Origin of the sequence: Christiangramia sp. (assembly GCF_029937855.1) — a bacterium.
Taxonomy (GTDB): domain Bacteria; phylum Bacteroidota; class Bacteroidia; order Flavobacteriales; family Flavobacteriaceae; genus Christiangramia.
This window is the reverse complement of sequence record NZ_JAPYPC010000014.1, coordinates 46098-67287: the sequence shown is the minus strand read 5'-3', so window position 1 is coordinate 67287 and position 21190 is coordinate 46098. Positions and strand designations below refer to the sequence as shown.

Annotated in this window: 17 protein-coding genes; 9 read left to right on the top strand and 8 right to left on the bottom strand. The window is 37.1% G+C overall.

All coding sequences use genetic code 11. The annotated features are described in order from the left end of the window. The first annotated feature begins 1 nt into the window (after position 1). Complete coding sequence (locus Q1K34_RS09300) at positions 2–1279, top strand: phenylacetate--CoA ligase family protein (protein WP_300437628.1); 1278 nt, start codon at positions 2–4, stop codon at positions 1277–1279. A gap of 315 nt (positions 1280–1594) precedes the next feature. On the opposite strand, the gene Q1K34_RS09295 is transcribed toward Q1K34_RS09300, so the two are convergent. Genes Q1K34_RS09295 through tsaD form a run of 6 tightly spaced genes read right to left on the bottom strand, consistent with a single transcriptional unit; the run spans position 1595 to position 6805 of the window. Further along, positions 1595–2788, bottom strand: a complete 1194-nt coding sequence (locus tag Q1K34_RS09295; protein ID WP_300437626.1) for a class I SAM-dependent methyltransferase — start codon at positions 2786–2788, stop codon at positions 1595–1597. Between the two features lie 4 nt (positions 2789–2792). Beyond that, on the bottom strand, positions 2793–3881 hold the full coding sequence (locus tag Q1K34_RS09290; RefSeq protein ID WP_300437624.1) for an AI-2E family transporter: 1089 nt from the start codon (positions 3879–3881) through the stop codon (positions 2793–2795). A 12-nt stretch (positions 3882–3893) separates the two neighbouring features. Then, on the bottom strand, positions 3894–4415 hold the full coding sequence (locus Q1K34_RS09285; protein WP_300437622.1) for a TrmH family RNA methyltransferase: 522 nt from the start codon (positions 4413–4415) through the stop codon (positions 3894–3896). Further along, a complete protein-coding gene (locus tag Q1K34_RS09280) occupies positions 4415–5065 on the bottom strand; it encodes a DUF4159 domain-containing protein (protein ID WP_300437619.1) in 651 nt (216 codons plus the stop codon). Before Q1K34_RS09280 ends, Q1K34_RS09285 begins: the two co-directional genes overlap by 1 nt. 2 nt (positions 5066–5067) lie before the next feature. Further along, positions 5068–5781, bottom strand: a complete 714-nt coding sequence (locus tag Q1K34_RS09275; protein WP_300437616.1) for a 16S rRNA (uracil(1498)-N(3))-methyltransferase — start codon at positions 5779–5781, stop codon at positions 5068–5070. Between the two features lies 1 nt (position 5782). Next, positions 5783–6805, bottom strand: coding sequence for a tRNA (adenosine(37)-N6)-threonylcarbamoyltransferase complex transferase subunit TsaD (gene tsaD, locus Q1K34_RS09270; protein ID WP_300437613.1), 1023 nt, complete (start codon positions 6803–6805; stop codon positions 5783–5785). A gap of 70 nt (positions 6806–6875) precedes the next feature. Here tsaD and Q1K34_RS09265 point away from each other — a divergent pair, with 70 nt between their 5' ends. The 3 genes from Q1K34_RS09265 (at position 6876) to Q1K34_RS09255 (ending at position 12878) form a co-directional block, all read left to right on the top strand. Then, positions 6876–11318 (top strand): translocation/assembly module TamB domain-containing protein, encoded by a 4443-nt coding sequence (locus tag Q1K34_RS09265; protein WP_300437610.1) that lies wholly within the window; start codon positions 6876–6878, stop codon positions 11316–11318. Between the two features lie 118 nt (positions 11319–11436). Beyond that, positions 11437–12423 carry a 6-phosphofructokinase gene (pfkA, locus tag Q1K34_RS09260; protein ID WP_300437607.1) on the top strand — a complete coding sequence of 329 codons (987 nt, stop codon included), beginning with the start codon at positions 11437–11439 and terminating at the stop codon, positions 12421–12423. An 86-nt stretch (positions 12424–12509) separates the two neighbouring features. Continuing rightward, positions 12510–12878 carry a methylglyoxal synthase gene (locus Q1K34_RS09255; RefSeq protein WP_300437604.1) on the top strand — a complete coding sequence of 123 codons (369 nt, stop codon included), beginning with the start codon at positions 12510–12512 and terminating at the stop codon, positions 12876–12878. Here Q1K34_RS09255 and Q1K34_RS09250 read toward each other — a convergent pair whose 3' ends face one another. Then, positions 12879–13262, bottom strand: a complete 384-nt coding sequence (locus Q1K34_RS09250; protein WP_300437601.1) for a RidA family protein — start codon at positions 13260–13262, stop codon at positions 12879–12881. 81 nt (positions 13263–13343) lie between these two features. Then, positions 13344–15995 carry a putative LPS assembly protein LptD gene (locus Q1K34_RS09245; RefSeq protein ID WP_300437599.1) on the bottom strand — a complete coding sequence of 884 codons (2652 nt, stop codon included), beginning with the start codon at positions 15993–15995 and terminating at the stop codon, positions 13344–13346. 178 nt (positions 15996–16173) lie between these two features. Between Q1K34_RS09245 and Q1K34_RS09240 the strand changes: the two genes are divergently transcribed. The 5 genes from Q1K34_RS09240 (at position 16174) to Q1K34_RS09220 (ending at position 21052) form a co-directional block, all read left to right on the top strand. After that, entirely contained in the window at positions 16174–17298 is a 1125-nt protein-coding gene (locus Q1K34_RS09240; RefSeq protein ID WP_300437596.1) for an N-acetylmuramoyl-L-alanine amidase, read from the top strand. Between the two features lie 56 nt (positions 17299–17354). After that, positions 17355–18308 (top strand): MlaD family protein, encoded by a 954-nt coding sequence (locus Q1K34_RS09235; RefSeq protein WP_300437593.1) that lies wholly within the window; start codon positions 17355–17357, stop codon positions 18306–18308. A 6-nt stretch (positions 18309–18314) separates the two neighbouring features. Next, positions 18315–19658, top strand: a complete 1344-nt coding sequence (locus Q1K34_RS09230; RefSeq protein WP_300437591.1) for a (Fe-S)-binding protein — start codon at positions 18315–18317, stop codon at positions 19656–19658. 30 nt (positions 19659–19688) lie between these two features. Beyond that, positions 19689–20480, top strand: a complete 792-nt coding sequence (locus Q1K34_RS09225) for a (Fe-S)-binding protein (RefSeq protein ID WP_300437588.1) — start codon at positions 19689–19691, stop codon at positions 20478–20480. 86 nt (positions 20481–20566) lie between these two features. Next, entirely contained in the window at positions 20567–21052 is a 486-nt protein-coding gene (locus tag Q1K34_RS09220) for an ABC transporter ATPase (RefSeq protein WP_300437585.1), read from the top strand. The last annotated feature ends 138 nt before the right edge of the window (positions 21053–21190 follow it).

Genomic DNA, 21190 nt, shown 5'->3' with positions numbered 1-21190 from the left:
TATGGGAGATGAATCCTTTAAAAATTCTGCACACTTAAAAGCGGAACAATGGAGATTGTTTAAAAAGCAACTGGAATATATTTCTCAAAATTCGCCTTATTATAAAAGAATTTTTAAGCAATATTCTATTTCGCTAGAAGAAATCAACTCTCCTGATGATCTGTATAAAATTCCTGTGACCACGAAGGAGGAGCTACAGCAATTCAATAAGGATTTTATCGCCGTTCCTGAAGACGATATTATCGATTTTGTAACTACTTCCGGAACGCTTGGAAATCCTGTGAATTTTGCACTGAATGAGGCAGATTTAAATCGGCTGGCAGAAAATGAATATCAATCTTTCAAGCTTGCCGGGGTTAAGAAATCAGATAAAGTTCAGATCACTACCACGCTGGATAGGAGGTTTATGGCCGGCCTGGCTTATTTTCTGGGTTTAAGAAAACTCGGCGCGGGAATTATAAGAACAGGTAGTGGTTTACCTCAATTGCAATGGGAAAGTATTCAAAGGTTTCAGCCAAATTACCTGGTCGCAGTGCCGTCTTTTTTATTAAAAATGATTCAGTATGCTGAAGATCATCATATAGATTATGAAAATTCTTCCATAAAGGCTGCGATTTGCATTGGTGAACCATTGAGGGATCAAGACTTTCAACTAAATTCTTTGGGGCGTAAGATCAAAGAATTATGGGATATTGAACTTTTTTCTACCTATGCTTCCACCGAAATGGCTACTGCTTTTACTGAGTGTCCTGAACATAAGGGAAATCACGTTCAGGAAAATCTTATTTACACTGAAATTCTTGATGAAAATGGAAAGAATGTTCAGCCTGGTGAAACCGGCGAATTAGTGGTCACGCCATTAGGTAGCCAAACCATGCCGCTCTTAAGGTTCGCAACCGGTGATATACTTAGCTATCATGATTCCACCTGTAAATGCGGAAGAAATACGAGAAGATTAAGCCCTGTAATTGGCAGAAAGCAACAAAAGATCAAGCTGAAGGGCACCAGTCTATATCCTCAGCATATTATTGAAGTGTTGAATAGTTATGGTAGGATTCATTCATTTTTGATTGAAGCCAGGTTAGATGAAGTTGGTAATGATCAGGTTCAGGTTATAGTTCCTGATTCCTTTAAAGATACGGATGAGTTAAAAGATTATTTTAGATCACAACTTAATGTTGCTCCGGAAATTAAAACTATTAAATCAGAAGAAATTACACAACTGAAGTTCACAAAAGGGAGTAGAAAACCTGTGGTTTTCAGAGACTTTAGATATTAGAAGATTGAATGATTTACAAACTCATTATTGAGTAATTCTACATTTAAATAGCAGGCAGAGATTTTATTGAATTGAAGTAGTACATCTTTTAATGGCATACCGAAAGTTTATAGTAAAATTTGAAGTGAAACTGGCGTAAAATTTTAGGCTGTTTGAGCGAATCTAAAATTTTTACTTTGAAAAATAAACTTTCGCGAGTTCCTAAAATTTAGCCAGTGAAAGATAAATTTAGATAAAGTTTCGTAAGCCTAGATTTTTTTGATTACTTTTTTCATCAATGGAAAAAAGTAATAGAGATATTTTTGCAACTCATTTTTACCCGGGATCATTAGTTTTTTTACAAAAAATAACGATCTTCTCTTCATGCTTATTTGTAGTGAAGAAAATATAATCAGTTCCTCCATCTTTAATTTTGAATTTTTTTCTAATATTTTCTACGGAATCAGGAAAATTTCGGGTTGTGATATTAGCTTTTTTATTCTTAAAGTATTTTTTTAAGTATGATGGTTTATATTCTTTAATATCAGATACTTGAAATTTTCTACCTGGAAACTCCAGCAACTTTTCTGAAGTATATAAATGGGAATGCTGATGAAGCTTTTGCGTCCTGGTTTTTAATGCAAGTTGTTCAAACAAAGCACTTTTCATCATAGCTGCGTTTGGTTCATACAAAAAGCTTTTGGGTAAGCTGAATTCCGTATCATCGACTTCACTGGCATACATACCTGAAAATTCCTGAACCTCATCCTTTTCAAAATTGATCGTTTTGATTATGGGATTTTCCTTATAATCCTTTTCAAGGATCCAGAGCAATTCTTTTACCTCATTTTTAACCGCAACAATATGAATTTCCTTAACAAATTTTAATTCGTTGATTCCGGCAGTAATATCCACAAGAGGTGAGCTTTTCAGCATCAGGTTGTTCGACCGACTAAAAATTAAATCCAGATGTTTAGGAATATTAGGCTCACAGTCTTCAAATTTAAAAACCTTGCCACCATGGTCGTTCCTTCTTGCAGGATCTGCATAGATCCAGTCAAAATTTGTTTTAAAATTGTTCAGGATTGAAAGTCCGTCACCGATACTCACTGTAATGTTATCAGCACCTAAGGCTTTAAAATTATGTTTGGCTATTTCTGCCAGCTCCCCATTCAGTTCACAATATTGAAATTGTTTAAAATTTTGAGAAATAAAATAACTGTCGATCCCTAAACCTCCGGTAAGGTCGATCCCATATTTTCCTGAAATAAGCGAAGCTTTATATTTAGCAGTAATTTCAGAAGACGTTTGCTCCAGATTGAGTTTTGGGGGATAGAGGATTTTGGGATTTTGATATAGCTCCGGAAATTTCTTTTCGGCAATCTTCAATCCTTTTAATTGAATTGCCAGATCCTTAATTGTAATATACTTAAACGGACTTCCCTTTAAAATAAGGGAAGGAAGATCTTTTTTAAAATTTTCCTGTATGAACTTTAAAACTTCAGGATCTAGCAGTGCCTTATTCAGCATACTTTTAGAGATCTCTTGTTAACCTTTTTACGATCTTATATTCACTAAGTGTTTCCTTTGCAATTACCTTTAAAGCAGTATAAAAAGGAACAGCCACCACCATTCCCGTAATTCCAAACATAAGTCCTGAAATGAGGATAATAAGAAAGATTTCCAACGGGTGTGATTTTACACTTGCCCCAAAAATCATGGGTTGTGAAATAAAATTATCTATCAATTGGCAAATTCCGTAACCCAGCATCACGTAGATAAGCCTTGGGAGGATGATACTACTGAAATCTGCTCCCAGGAAACTTGAAATCACAAATAATGCCATTAGAATCCCCGCTAATAGAGGGCCTAAATATGGAACAAGATTTAAAAAAGCACAGATAAAAGCAATAGCGATAGGATTGTTAATTTCAAAAACCGAAAGCAGAATAGTATAAAGTATAAATAATACAGCAATTTGCATGGTTAAGCCTACAAAATACCTCGATAGAAGTACTTTAATTTTATTAAATACCCTTTGAAATTTTTGTTCATCCCCTCGATTCGCAAAGACCAAAATGCTATTCAGCATTAGCTTGCTATCTTTTAGAAAGAAAAAGGAAATAAACAGGATGGAAAAAACTGCGACCAAAGTGGCACCAAGTATTCCAAATACATTATTTAAGAATTGTGGAATTAAGCTTACGTCGAAATTGCGAATAAACTCACTTCTTTTTAGGCCTTCAATAATATTGATTTCTTCAACACCCAGATAATTATTAACCTGGTCATTTAAAGCGTTTAAGTCGCTTTTAAATGCTTCAATATCTATCTGCCCCAGGTATTTGCTTTGTTCAATAATAATTGGAACAAAAACGAATATTATTCCAATAAATATCGCCAGAACCAAAATTAAGACAATAATAACGGCTAATTGATTAGGCAGTCTTAATTTATTCCGAAGAAAAATAACAATAGGTCTACCAATAAGGGCGATAACTGCCGCTACTGCAACATAAACGATCACCGATTGTACTTCCCATAAAAAATAGAGCAACAGAACGATACCAATCATGATACCTGTAGCTCTTAGAATTCCGTTTGCAAAATCATGTGCTTTCACAGCGTAAATATATTATTTCTTATGAAACTTGTTGAATCTATTGGTGATTTCGTATAACGCAATGCCAACAGACTGTGCCACATTCATACTGCTATTTTTTCCGAACATTTCTATATGGAAATGCTTTTCGCACAGGTTTAATACTTCCTGGCTAATGCCATGTCGCTCATTACCAGCAACCAGCAGTAATTTATCGTGTGTGTTTAGGTCAATTTTGTGCATAGGTTTACTGAAAGAAGTGATCTCGATGGCGAAAGATTTAAAACCTTTGTCTTTAAAATATTTAATACTTCTTATTGGGTCTTCTTCGAACTCGAAAGTTACCGTTCTATAGCTGTTTCTGGCCGTGCGTTTAAGTCGGTTACTATTAAGGTTAGGCTTACTACCACAAAATATAATTTTCTCAATTCCAAAAGCATCAGCAAGCCGGAACATACTTCCAAGGTTTGCTTCCCCAGTAATATTATCCAGCAAAAGTACAACTGGAAACTTTTGTTTTTGAAAAGTAATTTCGTTGTGAGTAAGTTGGTCCATCAATTTTCAAAAGCATATTTAAGAATATTTGCACCCATTTTTAAGGCTTTTTGGCGTACTTCTTCCGAATCATTGTGAACTTCAGGGCTTTCCCAACCGTCACCCAGATCACTTTCAAATGTGAAAAGTAAAACCAATCGATCATCTTCCATAATTCCAAAAGCCTGAGGTCTTAATGCATCATGCTCATGAATTTTAGGAAGTCCGTTTGGGAAATTAAAAGCAGTCGTAAAAATAGGATGGTTCGCGGGTAATTCCATTAAGTCTTTTTCAGGAAACAATTTTTTGATCTCTTTTCTTATATATTCATTCATACCGTAATTGTCATCAATATGAAGTAATCCGCCGCTTAAAAGATAATTTCTTAGATTTTCGATTTCATCATCACTAAAAATCACATTCCCATGTCCTGTCATGTGCACATAAGGAAATCTAAAAATATCAATACTGCCCGGCTCTACGGTTTCTGGTTTGTTTTTTATCCGGGTATTGATATTGGCATTGCAGAATTTAATAAGATTGGGCAGGGCAGTAGGGTTCGCATACCAGTCACCACCACCATTATATTTTAAAACTGCGATTTCCTGGGTATTTCCCACGCTGGATACCGCGAAAATTAAAATTAATATTAAGTATTTTAAATTTTGCATTCTTATGTTAACTGATTTACCAAAGCTACACTATGACAGGCAACAATGGCAGCAGTCTCAGTCCTTAACCTGCTGTCTCCTAAACTTACCGCTTCCCAGCCATTCTTCAAAGCTTCTTCAATTTCTCCTATACTAAAATCGCCTTCGGGGCCTATTAAGATATTTACTTTTTCCTTAGGTTTAATTTTATTCTGAAGATAGGCTTTTTCAGTTTCCTCCTCGCAATGCGCAATGAATTTAGCACCTGATATTTCTTCAGTCATAAACTCTGAAAAATTTATAGGTTCATTCAGTTTAGGCATTCTATAATGCAGGGATTGCTTCATCGCACTTTGAAGCACGCGCTCGAAACGATTTATTTTCACCACTTTTCTCTCACTATGCTCACAAATAATTGGGGTGATTTCATGCACCCCAATTTCCATGGCCTTTTCTAAAAACCACTCGTAGCGATCGTTCATTTTGGTGGGAGCTACGACCATATGTACATAAAAGGGTGGTGCAGGTTGTTTTTCTACTGTGATAACTTTCGCCAGGCATTGTCTAAGATCTGCTTTTATGATCTCAGCTTCAAAGAGAAACCCGTTGCCGTTGGTGATATTTAAAATATCCCCCTCCTGTTTACGAAGCACTTTCACTATATGCTTGCTTTCATCTCGGGGAAAAATGATTTGGGTATCCTTTTCAGAAATTTCAGGATTATAGAATAGCTGCATATTAAAATTTATATCTGGATTGGGCGGTGATGGAAAAATCTGCGAAATCTTCTTTTAAAAATTTGTGATATCCTGCAATTCCTATCATTGCCGCATTATCTGTAGTATATTCAAATTTTGGAATATAACATTTCCATCCCCATTTCTTTTCAGCATCCTTTAGTGCCTGTCTTATGCCACTATTAGCCGAAACCCCACCACCAATGGCAACCTGATTGATCCCTGTTTCTTTTACCGCTTTCTTTAGCTTGTCCATTAAAATACCAATGATGCTATATTGAATGGACGAACAAATATCCTTCAGGTTTTTTTCAATAAATTCAGGATCATTTTTAGTTTCCCGCTGCACAAAATAAAGCACGGCGGTTTTAAATCCGCTGAAGCTGAAATTTAAGCCTTCAACTTTTGGTTTGGGAAATTTAAAAGCCTTAGGATCTCCTTCCTGGGCATATTTATCTATTAAAGGTCCGCCGGGATAAGGCAGCCCAAGGATTTTAGCACTCTTATCAAAAGCTTCCCCAACTGCATCATCCAAAGTTTCTCCTATGATTTCCATTTCAAAATAATCAGAAACTTGTACTATTTGCGTATGCCCGCCACTAATGGTCATGGCCAGAAAAGGAAATACAGGTTTTTCAAAATTATCTTCTTCAATAAAATGAGCAAGGATGTGTGCCTGCATGTGATTAACCTCGATGAGGGGAATATTTAATCCCATGGATAGCGACTTGGCAAAAGAGGTGCCAACCAATAAAGAACCCATTAATCCCGGGCCTCTGGTAAAGGCAATTGCAGAAACATCTTTTTTATCGATATTTGCCCCCGCCAGTGCCTGGTGGATTACCGGGACAATATTTTGCTGATGCGCCCTGGAGGCAAGTTCGGGAACCACTCCGCCATATTGTTGATGTACTTTTTGAGTGGCAACAATATTTGAAAGGATTTTTCCGTTGCAGAGTACGGCAGCGGCTGTATCATCACAGGATGATTCTATCGCGAGAATGTTTATTTTTTGGTTTGGCATCACAAATTATTGGGCATAGAAGTTGTAAATTAGTCGCAAAGTTAAAACATAAAAACGTATCAAAAAATTATTGAAAATACTAACTAAAACGCTGGTAGCCCTCGTTTTGTTATTCATTATTTTATTGATAGTTTTTTCTATCCCTGCCGTACAAACCTCTGTGGCAAAAAGGCTTACCGACTCCCTTCGTGAAAAGAATGATGTGAATATCTCCATTGGCAGGGTTTCCCTTGGCTATTTTGGAGATATAAAACTCAACGAGGTATATGTGGAAGATCATCATAAGGATACCTTATTAACTGCTGAAGAGATACGTTCTTCCATCATTAGCTTTACCAACCTTATCAACAATTCTCCTAATTTAGTAGATACCCGGATTGAAGGATTAAATATGCAGATGAGGCGCTATAAAAATGAAGATAAAGATAATCTGGGCGTTCTTATAGAGAAGCTAAGGAAAGAGCCTACCGGTAATCCTTCCCATTTTGAATTGCGTGCTGAAAACGTTCAAATTCTCAACAGCAAATATAGTTACTTTGATGAAAACCTTGATAAAAAGGATGTGTTGGTGATAGATAACCTGAACATATATGCCAATGAACTTTTAATAAATGATGAAAATATAGATATAAATATTGGTAGTTTAAAAGGATATGAACACCGTGGAATAGAAATAGAAAACCTCTCTACTCAGTTCCATTATGACCCAAATAAGATGAACCTGGTAAATATGGAACTTCAAACCCCAGGTTCATTAATTGATGCTGATCTTTATTTTAATTATAACCTTTCAGATTTTTCCGATTTTGAGAATTTGGTTCAGGTAGAGGCAGATTTTAGAGAAAGTACTTTATCCAGTAACGATCTAAAAGCATTTTATGACGGTTTTGGAGATGACCAGTTATTAAAATTTCAAACAAAACTTACAGGAACTCTCAATGATTTTCATCTGGCCAATTTCAGGCTTCAGGGATTGGATAGAACAGAGATTTATGGTGAATTTCAGGTTAAAGGATCATTTTCAAAGCAGTCGGGAGATTTTAGTTTGAATGGAAGTTATTCAGATTTTAATACCAATTATTACGATATGGTGAATTTCCTTCCCGATGCTTTATTGAGTAAATTGCCAGAATCGCTCCGGGATTTTGGGAATGTGAACATGAAAGGAAATACGCTGGTAACCAATTCTTCCCTGGACGCAGATGTTTATTTAACCAGCCAGTTAGGTTCTGCGGAAGCCGATTTTGAGTTGCGTAACTTTAATAATTCTTCGGCATCTACTTACCAGGGAAAACTGATCTTCAAAAACTTCAATCTTGGAAGATTAATAGATAATGACCAACTTGGAAAAACCAGTTTCAATCTAAATTTTGACGGGGGCGGTTTAACCAGCGAAGATCTCAACACACAGCTAAAAGGTACTATTTCAAAATTCACATATAATAAATATACCTATTCTAATATTCGGGTAATAGGAAATCTTAGAACCCCTTTGTTCAATGGGTATTTTGTTTCTGATGACCCTAATCTGCAAATGGAATTCAACGGGCTGGCAGATTTATCTAAAGATATTAACGTTTATGATTTTGAAGCTTCTATAGAATATGCAGATCTCAGCACCTTAAATTTTGTAAATAGGGATAGCATTTCAGTTTTTAAGGGAGATGTGATCATGAACATGAAGGGAACCACCATAGATAATGCCTTTGGAAATATAATGCTCCTGAATACTTCTTATAAGAATCAAAACGATCTTTATTATTTTGATGATTTAACTGTCTCCTCCAGTTTTGAAGGCCCGGTTAGAACAATTACTATAAATTCTCCTGATGTGATCAATGGGGAAGTGACCGGTATTTTTAAACTGAATGAAGTGGGGGCACTTGTAGAAAACTCGATTGGTAGTATTTATACCAACTATCAACCGAAGACTATCACGACGAATCAGTACATGGAATTCGATTTTGATATTTATAATCAAATCGTGGAGGTTTTTTATCCTGAAATAGAACTGGCCCCAAACACCTTTATCCGAGGAAGGGTAGAATCGGACGAGTCGGAATTCCGACTGACTTTTAAATCACCCAGAATTGATCTTTTTGATAATATGGCCGAAGAGATCAACCTGCAGGTAGATAATACCAATCCTATCTATAATACTTTCTTTGAAGCTGATAGTGTAGCGACCGATTTTTATAATTTTTCTGAATTCAGTTTTATCAATGTAACGCAAAGGGATACCCTTTTTATTCGTTCAGAATTTAAAGGCGGAAAAAATAATAATGATGCCTTTAATTTGAATCTTTTCCATACGATAAATGAAAACAATAAATCGGTGGTTGGAATTCAGCAATCCGATTTAAAATTCAAGGATAAGGTTTGGTATCTAAATGAAGACAGGGATCGCAGCAATAAAATTATTTTTGACAACAATTTTAGAGATCTGCAAATAGATTCTCTGGTATTAAGCCATCAAAACGAAGAAATACGCTTAAGTGGAGAAATGAGGGATTCTACCTATAAAAATTTCAAAATGAAATTTGAGAATGTGGATATTGGTAAAATAACTCCTGAAATTGATAGTCTGGATCTTGCTGGTACTTTAAATGGTGACCTGGATCTGCTTCAGGAAGAAGGCGCCTATTATCCCAATACCAATCTTAAGATAGATTCACTAAAGGTAAACGACACCTACATGGGAAATCTTAAAATGGAGGTTGAAGGAAATACCGATCTTACCAATTATTCTGTGTATTCCGTTTTGCAAAAAGAAGGCCTGGAGTCCCTTTCAGCAATTGGTAACATTGATGTTAGCGGAAGTGAACCTGCCATAGACCTTGAATTAAACCTTAACAGGCTTAATATGTCTATTTTTACAGCGCTGGGAGCAGACGTGCTTACTGATATCAGAGGTTTTGCATCGGGTCGTGCATTCGTTACGGGTAATTATAAAAATCCCGATTTTTCGGGGAGTTTAAGATTAAACAAAGCCGGGCTTAAAATCCCATATTTAAACGTAGATCTTGATTTCCAGGATGAGGCCAGAGTTAACCTTACCAAGCAGCAATTTGTATTTGATAATATTGATATTATTGATACAAAATATAATACCAGGGGAGTTTTAGATGGTATTATTTCGCACCGTAATTTTTCAAAATGGTTTCTTGATCTCTCCCTTACTTCAGACCGACTCCTGGTACTGGATACAGAAGCAGATGAAGATGCCCTCTATTATGGAACTGCATTTATTGATGGGGAAGCAAGTATAAAAGGCCCTACAGATGAGCTTATTATTGATGTGAATGCCGCTACTGAAAGAGGCACTGTTTTTAAAATCCCTTTGAGCGATACAGAATCTGTAGGTGATAATTCGTTTATAAGATTTTTAAGCCCTGAAGAAAAAGCAGCAAGACTGGCTGGTGAAGAATTGGAATTACCAGAGGTGAAGGGAATAGAGATGATCTTCGACCTGGATATTACTAATGATGCTGAAGTAGAAGTTGTGGTAGATAAAACCAGTGGCAGTACCCTAAGAGGTCGTGGCTCCGGTAACCTTCTGCTTGAAATAAACACCAATGGTAAGTTCAATATGTGGGGCGATTTTATAGTCTATGAAGGTGTTTATAACTTTAAGTATGCCGGTCTGGTTCAAAAAGTTTTTACGGTTGAATCTGGTGGTAGTATCAATTGGGATGGCGATCCTACAGATGCCCAATTAGATGTAAGTGCTATTTATTCCTTAAATGCAAATCCCGCGGTCTTGCTGGAAAACCCATCTGTTAATAGAAAAATCCCCGTGGAAGTGGTAATCAACCTTCAGGGACAAATTGAACAGCCGGACATTGGTTTTGAAATAGATTTTCCTAATGCCAGTTCTACAGTAAAATCAGAGTTACAATATAGAATCGATGACCGTGCAACTACCGAGTTGCAGGCACTATTTCTAGTTACCCAGGGTACCTTTTATAGTGAGTTTGGTCTTCGGGGAGCTGCAATTTATGGAACACTTGCTGAACGTGCCTCGAGTATCGTTAATGATATCTTTGCAGATGATGATGGTAAATTTCAGGTTGGGGTGAATTATGTGCAGGGGGATCGTACTCCAGATCAACAAACCGTAGATAGGTTTGGGTTAACCCTTTCTACCCAGATTTCAGACCGGGTGATTATTAATGGTCAGGTAGGAGTTCCTATAGGCGGGGTAACAGAATCGGTGATTATTGGAGACCTGGAAATAGAATTTTTACTGAATGAAGATGGAACACTTCGAGCTAAGGTATTTAATAGGGAAAATAATATTCAGTTTATAGGGGAGGAGATAGGTTTTACGCAGGGGGTAGGATTATCTTACAACGTAGATTTTAATACCTTCAAAGAATTGATCCGAAAGATTGCCAATACCGAGATTGCTAAATCTAATTCAGAAGAAGAAGAAGAAGAAGAAGAAAGAAAGGAATCAGCAAAATCACTTGCGCCAGATTATATAAACTTTCCTGAAGCAGATGAGAATTGAAAGTTTATTATTCGATTAATTTTCTTTCTAATCTTTCCCTATATTTTTGGGGTAAACAGGGATACATACTTGCTTCCTGAAATATAGTTTGTAGATTTAAATTTCAATAAGATTTTTTATGAGTAACAAAATAAGACGAATAGGAGTAATGACTTCTGGAGGTGATGCTCCCGGGATGAATGCCGCAATAAGGGCAGTAGTAAGGACCTGTGCTTATTATCATACAGATTGCGTAGGATATTACCAGGGATTTCAGGGAATGATCAACGGGAATTCTATAAATATGAATGCCAGAAGTGTTCGTAATATTGTGAATCAGGGAGGAACTATTTTACAATCTGCACGTTCAAAAGAATTTCTCACTGAAGAGGGAAGGGCGAAAGCCGCTAAAAATTTGAAAGCAGCAAATGTAGATGCCATGATCCTTATTGGTGGAGATGGTACCTTTCGAGGGGGGCAGGTATTGAGCCAGGAACATGGGATTCCTGTAATTGGCGTACCCGGGACCATAGATAATGACATCTATGGCACTCACTATACGATAGGTTACGATACAGCTTTAAATACGGTGGTGGAAGCCATTGATAAAATAAGGGATACGGCAAGTTCCCATAACAGGTTGTTTTTTGTGGAAGTGATGGGTCGTGATGCTGGTTTTATTGCGCTGAATAGCGGTATTGGTGCAGGTGCTGAAGAAATTCTTATTCCCGAAGAAAATCTCGGATTAGAAAGATTATTAGATTCTCTGGAAAGAAGTAGAAGAGCAGGAAAAACTTCCAGTATCGTAGTCGTTTCTGAAGGTGATAAGATTGGGAAAAATGTTTTTCAGCTCGCTGAATATGTTAAGAAGAACCTTCCTTATTACGATGCCAGAGTTACGGTGTTGGGACATATACAAAGAGGGGGAAGACCCAGTTGCTTTGATCGGGTATTGGCAAGCCGACTTTCGGTTAAAGCGGTGGAATTACTATTAGATGGTAAAAAAGACCTTATGGTAGGAATGCTGAACAATGAAATGGAGTCCTGTAGCCTTGACCAGGCTTTAAAAGGAAAGCATAACATAAACAAAGATCTACTAAGAATTTCTGAAATATTATCTACCTAATAGGATAGGAACCAAAATTTCCGATATCTACATATATAAAAATTTACGAATTGCATCGGGACAATAAAAAGAATAAATAAAAACAGATGAAAACGATCGCTATTATCGCCCACGATGGGAAAAAGCCTGAAATGGTCCAGTTTCTTAATGAGAACCGCGAGACACTTCAATCTAAACAATTAAAAATCATTGCCACTGGAACCACAGGAGCCAAAACTGAGGCTGCAGGGTATGAGGTAGAAAAGTTGCTTTCCGGCCCTTTGGGAGGTGATGCTCAGATAGCCGCCAGGATTGCTGAAGGCTTGGTAGATATGGTTATTTTTTTCAGGGATCCGTTGGATAAGCACCCGCATGAGCCAGATATCTTTATGTTAATGCGGTTATGTGATGTGCATAATGTTCCTTTAGCAACCAATCCTGCAACAGCCAGATTGCTGATTAAAGGTTTGGCTTAACTAGAATTTCACCGCAATTGCACTAATCTCCACATTTACAAATTTTGGAAGGTTTGCTACTTCTAAAGTTTCGCGTGCCGGGGCATTATCTGCATTGAAATAACGGGAATAAACCTCATTAATCTTTCCGAAGTTATTCATATCACTAATAAAAATAGAGGTTTTTACTACATGGTTAAGGTTTAACCCGGCTTCTTTTAGAATAGCTTTTAAATTTTCTAAAACCAGTACAGTCTCCTCTTCAAGATCATCAATTTTTAATTCACCGCTTCCAGGGTCTAATGCGATCTGTCCAGAAATGTATAGCGTATTCCCCGCCAATATCGCCTGATTATATGGCCCGATAGGTGCAGGCGCATTCTCTGTTTTTACAACTTTTTTCATTTTAATTGATTTAGAAATTTTTTAAAGAAAACTTTTTCTGTCCTTATTCTTATTAAGAAATAGTAATTTACTCAAAACTCACTACAACCTCCTATCTGGAGCTCTTCGTTTATCGTATTTAATATCGCTCAGGATACTGGATTTAATTCTGATTAAAAAATTCCAGGATCTTCTAGGGCCAAAGGGTACCCAGCTGAAGCTCATCGTAAAACTGTCTAAATCTCTCTGAAATCTAAACTGCGTAGGGGTCACACCATTGTTCACAATATCGTATCCCGAACTAACCCCCACCTGCCATTTAGGGGCAAGCTCTACATTTCCGTTGAACATGATGGAATGAGCTGAAATTTCACTTTGTCTGGTTCTGTTCGAATAATTCATTGAATAGGCCAGTCGAACATCCCAGGGAATTGTGTAATTATACCATTCACTTTCATTTTCTTCTTCATCTCCCTCAAATGGTTCATCTTCAAATAAATCCCCATCCAGCCCCATTCCTTTGCCAAATAGATCATCTGGCCTACCTCCATTTCTATAAGTTTCGTTGTCCATCTCATCGGTATCTTCTTCATTCTTACCTTCAAAATCTTTATTCGAGAAGGAATATCCAAAATTAACACTACCGCTTGTAAGCCTGAAAAGACTCCCTCCGTTTTCAATATTCAGTTTATCAATCCTTCTATTGTTATTATCCAAAGCATAAGGATCCAGGCTACCACCAAAATTTATATCTAATTTTTTTTGAATAATGGGAATGGAACCTCTTACAGAGATAGGGGATAATTTAAGAGAATCCCCGGCAAGATTATAGCTGGTACTAAGGCTAAAATTATTTAAGAGCGTTATCTTCTTAGGTTCTGTTGCAGTACTGTCCTTATCTCTCACTTTTGCCTCAAAAGTATTACTGAGGCTAAATCCAAGAGCACTGGAAAAAGTTCTTCCGGGCGCACCATAGAGTGTGCCGTCAAATCTTGAATAATCCACAAGTTCTATCTGGTTCTCGTCTAAAGGATCAGGTACTCCATACGAATCATAAAACTGATCAAAAGCAGGATTAATATTATAACTTACAGAAGGACGCATTACATGTCTAATCGCTTGTATTTTCTTATCCTTTCCAAAATTCTTTAAACCATATACGGTAGTACCTATACTCGCATTAAAATTATAGGTTCTGTAAGAATCAAATCCGCTAATCGTGTCAATCACCACCTCGTCTAAAGTAGGATCAAAGCTCCTTTCGAAGGTTTTAGAAACCCAGGTCTCTTCATAACTGGTTCCTGTACTAACACTTAAGAATTTAAAGATTTTAAAATTGGTAGAAATAGGAATAGAATGTTGAGCGCCCAACCTGGCAGCATCAAACATTTCAGGTTTGAAAAATAGGGAGTCAACAGTATTTATTTGATTTTCTCCTCTTAAACTGTATTGTAAATTAATATTTTCAATTATTCCATTCTTGGCTCCTCCCTGAGGTGCAAACGGATAAATTCGAGACATACTTAACTGTAGGGTAGGTAGGCTAAGGTTTACGTCACCTGTCCTTGTATTTTGAGAGTGTCTAGCGGCAAGACTAAGGTTTACCTGAGGTTCTCCTGCAAAGGTCTTGCTATATGAAACCGAGGAACTTAAGGTGTTGTTTAAATAATTTCCCTGATTAGCCTGATTTATCGATTCCTGATAATATTCACTACTCCCCAGGTTTACAGAGGCTGAAAATCTCGAAGTTGGATTGGCTTTAGCATCCTGACTATGGGACCATTGAATATTATAACTTGAACGTTCACTAAAATCTGGAAACCCACGCTGGCTATTAAAAAGTTTTTCATATCGTATCCTGGCATTCCCTCTATATTTGTATCGGTTGGCATAATTAGAAGAAAATTCCAAAGTATAAGAACCATTGGTGTAATAACTACCCAGGGTTAATAGATCTACATAATCACTAATCGCGAAATAATAACCGCCATTTTGTAGATTATAACCAAATTGACTGTCCCCAAAAGACGGGATAATGAAACCTGAAGTTTCTTCATCTGTCAGCGGGAAATAACCAAAAGGCAAACCAAGCGGAGTGGGTACATCTGCGATATACATATTTACCAGACCGGATACGATCTTCTTATCCGGAACAAATTTTATCCTTCGGGCATAAAAGAAATAATCGGGATCATCTACATCTTCAGAGGTGGTAAAACGTACGTTTTTCATAAAATACACCGAGTCATTCTCCCGTTTGGTCACCATTCCCTTAACATTAAACTCAGATTCCTGGGTGCGGGAATTATATACCAGTGCTCTCTGCGTGTCAAAATTGAATCTAATGGAGTCGGGTTCTACTGTTCGTTGAGCCTGAGTAAAGATGGGAGCCTGTGAATAGGTGTCTGTAGAATCAGGGATTCCATAGGCGTAGACCTCATTCTTCGCATTATCAATAATAATGAGTCCCGCTTCTATAGTCATATCACCATAAATGATTTTGGCTTCATTATACAGGTACATTTTATTTTCCTTGGGACTCAGTCTCATATAATCTTTAGCGGTATAGTCAACAATATCAGTTAAAAATTGTGGTCTTCTAAGGCTGTCTGTTTTCACAGTATCCTGTAATTGCAATTGCTGGGATATTTCCTGTGCATTTATGGCAGGGGCTATGGTATCCTTTTCCGCGGGCACAGGAATAGATGAAGTTTCGACCTCCTGCGGGTATAAAACGTGGGAAAAGAGCAGCATGAAAACTAAGCAAAAAAGACTATTCGGGATATTTGTTTGCAATGCTTTAAGTGCTATTTTTGTACAGATTGGCTTGCTTTTTGCAAATTCAAAATTACATATATTTTTTAAGCTGAGTTTTGAGAGTGCAGCAAAAATATCAATTAAAATATTCACCACACATAAGCGTTAGCTTTTTATGAGAACGAACTTACTTAAACTTTTCGTATTCACAATTATCTTATTCAGTCTTTCCAGTACCGGTTTTTCCGCAGAAGTCCCACCGGGAAAAGAAGAATTTGTAGTGGTTTTAGATGCAGGCCATGGAGGTAAGGATCCTGGTAACATGGGTAATGGATTTAAAGAAAAGGATATTGCTTTGAGTATTATCCTGAAAATAGGAAAAGCCCTGGAAAAGTATGACGGAGTAAAAGTTGTCTATACCCGAAAAACAGATGTATTCGTAGAACTTTTTGAAAGAGGAAGGATTGCAAACGAAGCAAATGCAGATCTTTTTGTATCTGTCCATTGTAACTCTCATAATTCACAGGCTTCGGGAACCGAAACTTTTGTTCTTGGACTCAACAGGAATGAAACAAATTTTGAAGTGGCCAAGAAGGAAAATTCGGTAATCTACCTGGAAGAGAACTACGAGGTTAAATATGAAGGTTACGATCCCAACTCACCAGAGTCTTTTATAGGACTCACTATTATGCAGGAAGAATACCTGGATCAAAGTATCCTCCTGGCAGATATGGTACAAAAAGAGTTTACCAATGATCTTAAAAGAAAGAATAGGGGGGTAAAGCAAATGGGATTGATAGTTTTGCATCAAACTTACATGCCCAGTGTACTGGTAGAAACAGGTTTTTTAACCAACAATCAGGAAGGGCCCTATTTGAACAGTAATAGAGGTCAGGAAGATATGGCCAGGGCGATCACCGCTGCCATTATAGAATATAGCCATACTATTAACCTTAATCTTCTGGAAAGTATTGCAAAGAGCCATCCTTTAAGTAATAATGAAACAGCCCACAAACCAACTTCTCAAATTTATGAGGACGTGTTATTTAGGATTCAGTTAGCGGCTGGTTCAAAAAAAATAGATCCCAAACCCTATAATTTTAAAGGCCTCAATAACGTAGACCGGGCTAAAGAAGGAAAATTATACAAGTACTATTATGGAGAAACCTCTGATTATTTGAAAATACAGCAGTTACATCAGGATGCTATAAAGAAAGGATATTCAACAAGTTATATAGTTGCTTTTAAGGATGATCAAAAAATAACGGTTAATGACGCGTTAAAATCTAAGCTTAAATAGAACGGCTTTTCTATTTTTATTTCTAAATTTGTGCGTATTCATTAAAAAAATTGCTTTTGAAATATTCCAGAGAGGTCAAGACTGCCTTATTAGCTATTACTGCTATAGTTATTTTAATTTTCGGGTATAGTTTTCTGAAGGGGGAAAATCTGCTGGATAACAGTCGAACCTTCTATGCAGTCTATGAGGATGTTGAGGGATTATCCCCATCTTCAGAAGTCACTATTAATGGACTTAAAGTTGGGCAGATTACAGGAATAGACTTTCTGAATAATTCGGGAGACCTAATCGTAAGCTTTACGATAAAAAAAGATTTTCAATTTTCTAAAAATAGCCGGGCTCAGATATATGGAGGAAGTATTATTGGCGGGAAATCTTTAGCCATTGTACCGGAATATGATGCTAAAGTTGGAATGGCGAAATCTGGGGATACACTTCCAGGCGATAAGGAGGAAGGTATCATGGAGCTGGTCAATGACAGGCTTACACCGCTCCAAAATAAACTGGAAGGAACTATCGTAAGTGCCGATTCCATGTTAACCGCAATTTCAGAAATTTTAGATGATTCTACCAGAAATAACATTAGAGGTACTTTTAAAAATCTTGATGCTACGGTTTCTTCCTTTAAGATAACCGCTAACGAACTACAGGGGCTGGTTCAGGGTAATTCTGAAAAACTGGACAGGACTTTTACCAATCTTGATGAAATGTCTACCAATTTCAATAAGTTTTCAGATACGCTTACCAATATGAATATTAACAAGATCACCAACGATCTTGAAAAGGTAATTGCAGACTTTGAGGCAGTTTCAGATAAACTAAATAATGGAGAAGGAACTGCTGCGAAACTTATTAATGATGACGCCGTTTATAATAATCTGGATAGGGCCACCAAACAACTTGAAGAATTATTACAGGATATCAAGTTGAATCCTAAACGATATGTTCATTTTTCCGTATTTGGTAAAAATCCGGGTCCATATGACGAGCCGAAAGATTCTCTAAAATAACCAACCATGCAAATTGCTGCCCAAATCCTTTTCGTAATTGCCCTCGTGGCAGGAATTGGTTTTTTCGCCAGGAACATTAGACGAGTAATTCGAAATATAAAACTTGGGAAAGAAGTTGATCGTTCAGATAATCCCGGGGAACGCTTCGGCAAAATGGCGAGAATAGCCTTGGGTCAAAGCAAAATGGTAAAAAGGCCTATTGCAGGAATTCTTCATATTATCGTTTACATTGGTTTTATTATCATCAATATTGAAGTCCTTGAAATCATTATTGACGGGATTTTTGGTACCCACCGAATTTTCTCTTTTATGGGAGGCTTCTATAATATCCTTATTGCCAGCTTTGAAATACTCGCCTTATTAGTTTTTGTAGGAGTGGTTATTTTTTGGATAAGACGAAATATAAATAATATTCGAAGATTTTTAGCCAGGGAATTAAAGGGATGGCCTAAAAATGATGCCAATTATATCCTTTATTTTGAAATGGTACTGATGATCCTGTTTCTTACCATGAATGCGGCCGATTACCAATTGCAATTAAACGGTGCAGATCACTATGCTTCAGAAGCAGGAATTATGGGAAGCTTTCCTGTGAGTCAGTTTTTGTTGCCGCTGCTGGATGGTTTCAGCAATGCAACATTAATCATTATTGAAAGAACCGCCTGGTGGTTACATATTTTAGGAATCTTATTTTTCCTAAATTATCTTTACTATTCCAAACATCTGCATATTATCCTTGCCTTTCCAAATGTTTATTTGTCAAAATTAACACCACAGGGAAAATTTGATAATCTGGAATCTGTTAAAAAAGAAGTAGAGCTCATGATGGATCCAAATGCTGATCCTTTTGCGGCTCCGGCTGAAGGGGAAGACGAAGGCGAACCTGAAAAATTTGGAGCTTCAGATATATTTGATCTAAACCAGGTACAGTTATTAAATGCATATACCTGTACTGAATGTGGGCGGTGTACCTCTGAATGCCCTGCTAATCAGACAGGAAAAAAACTATCTCCTCGAAAGATTATGATGGATACCCGCGATAGGGTTGAGGAGGTAGGAGAACTCATTAATAAGAATGGGAAATTTGAAGATGATGGCAAGAAATTGCTGGATGATTATATTTTAAGAGAAGAACTATGGGCCTGTACTACCTGTAATGCATGTGTAGAAGCTTGTCCCGTAGGGATAGATCCTCTGTCTATCATTGTAGATATGAGAAGATACCTGGTAATGGAAGAAAGTGCCGCACCAAACGAATTGGCCATTGCGATGACCAATATCGAAAATAACGGAGCTCCATGGCCTTATAATCAGATGGATCGTTTGAACTGGGCACAGGAAAAAAATTAAGAATTAAAGAATAAGATAAAGATCAACAATATGGCAGAAGCACTAAAGGTTCCTACAATGGCCGAATATATGGCGGAAGGTAAAAAGCCCGAAGTCTTATTCTGGGTTGGTTGCTCCGGAAGTTTTGATGATCGAGCTAAAAAGATCAGTAAGGCTTTTGTAAAGTTACTTCATAAAGCCGGAGTAGATTTTGCTGTTTTAGGAACTGAAGAAAGCTGTACAGGTGACCCTGCAAAAAGGGCCGGAAATGAATTTCTGTTTCAAATGCAGGCAGCCACTAACATTGAAGTCCTCAATGGATACGAAATAAAAAAAGTGGTTACCGCGTGTCCACACTGTTTTAATACCATAAAGAATGAATATCCTGCTTTAGGTGGGAATTACGAAGTGATGCACCATACTCAATTTTTGAAAGCGCTTTTGAACGAAGGCAGATTAAAAGTTGAAGGCGGGAAATTTAAGGGTAAGAAAATCACATTTCACGATCCGTGCTATTTAGGTCGTGCAAATAATGAATATGAAGCACCACGGGATCTATTAAGAAAACTTGAAGTAGAGCTTGTGGAGATGCGTAAATGCAAAAAAGACGGTCTATGTTGCGGTGCTGGTGGCGGACAGATGTTTAAAGAGCCGGAACCGGGAAATAAAGATGTAAATATTGAAAGAACGGAGCAGGCACTAGAAGTAAAGCCTGAAATTATTGCTGCGGGTTGTCCTTTCTGCAATACGATGATGACAGACGGTGTGAAAAACAAGGAGAAAGAAGACAGTGTGGCGGTAATGGACGTTGCTGAAATGATCGCCAGCGCAGAAGATCTCTAGATGAAATTCTAAAAGTTAAATCCCGGTACTATATTTGACCTGAAGGCTAAATAAATTAGATTTGTAACAACTCAATTTTAGCCCTTATGTTAGTACCCTTTGAAAGCCTGCCCGATAGTTCCCGAGTGTGGATTTATCAGGCAAACAGGTCTTTTACAGAAGAAGAAATTCAGGAAATTTCAAATAAGTTAGATATCTTCATCGAGAAGTGGACCGCCCATGGAGCCGATCTAAAAGCTTCTTACGATATAAAATACAGGCGTTTTATCACGATAGGTCTGGATCAGCAGTTAAATGCTGCTTCTGGATGCTCTATAGATGCTTCCGTTCAATTTATTCAACAATTAGAGAAAGATTATAACGTTGATCTTTTAGATAAGATGAATGTATCTTATAAGCAGGGAGAATTTGTCGCATATAAAAGCCTTACCGATTTTAGGAAAATGGCCAAAGAAAAGGCGGTGTCACCAAACACGATCGTTTTTAATAATCTTGTAAATAATAAAGCCGAATACCTTTCAGACTGGGAAGTTCCGGCATCTGAAAGCTGGCATAAACGTTTTCTGAATTAATGAAGTTGAAGCAAGCCCAAAGGTTTTACGCATTTTTATTTTTCTTACTTATCTCCTTTTCAGGAATTTCACAGACTAAAAATCCATTGTTTGCAGAAGATTATCTTCAGCAAAAAAAATGGGTAGATAGTGTGTATG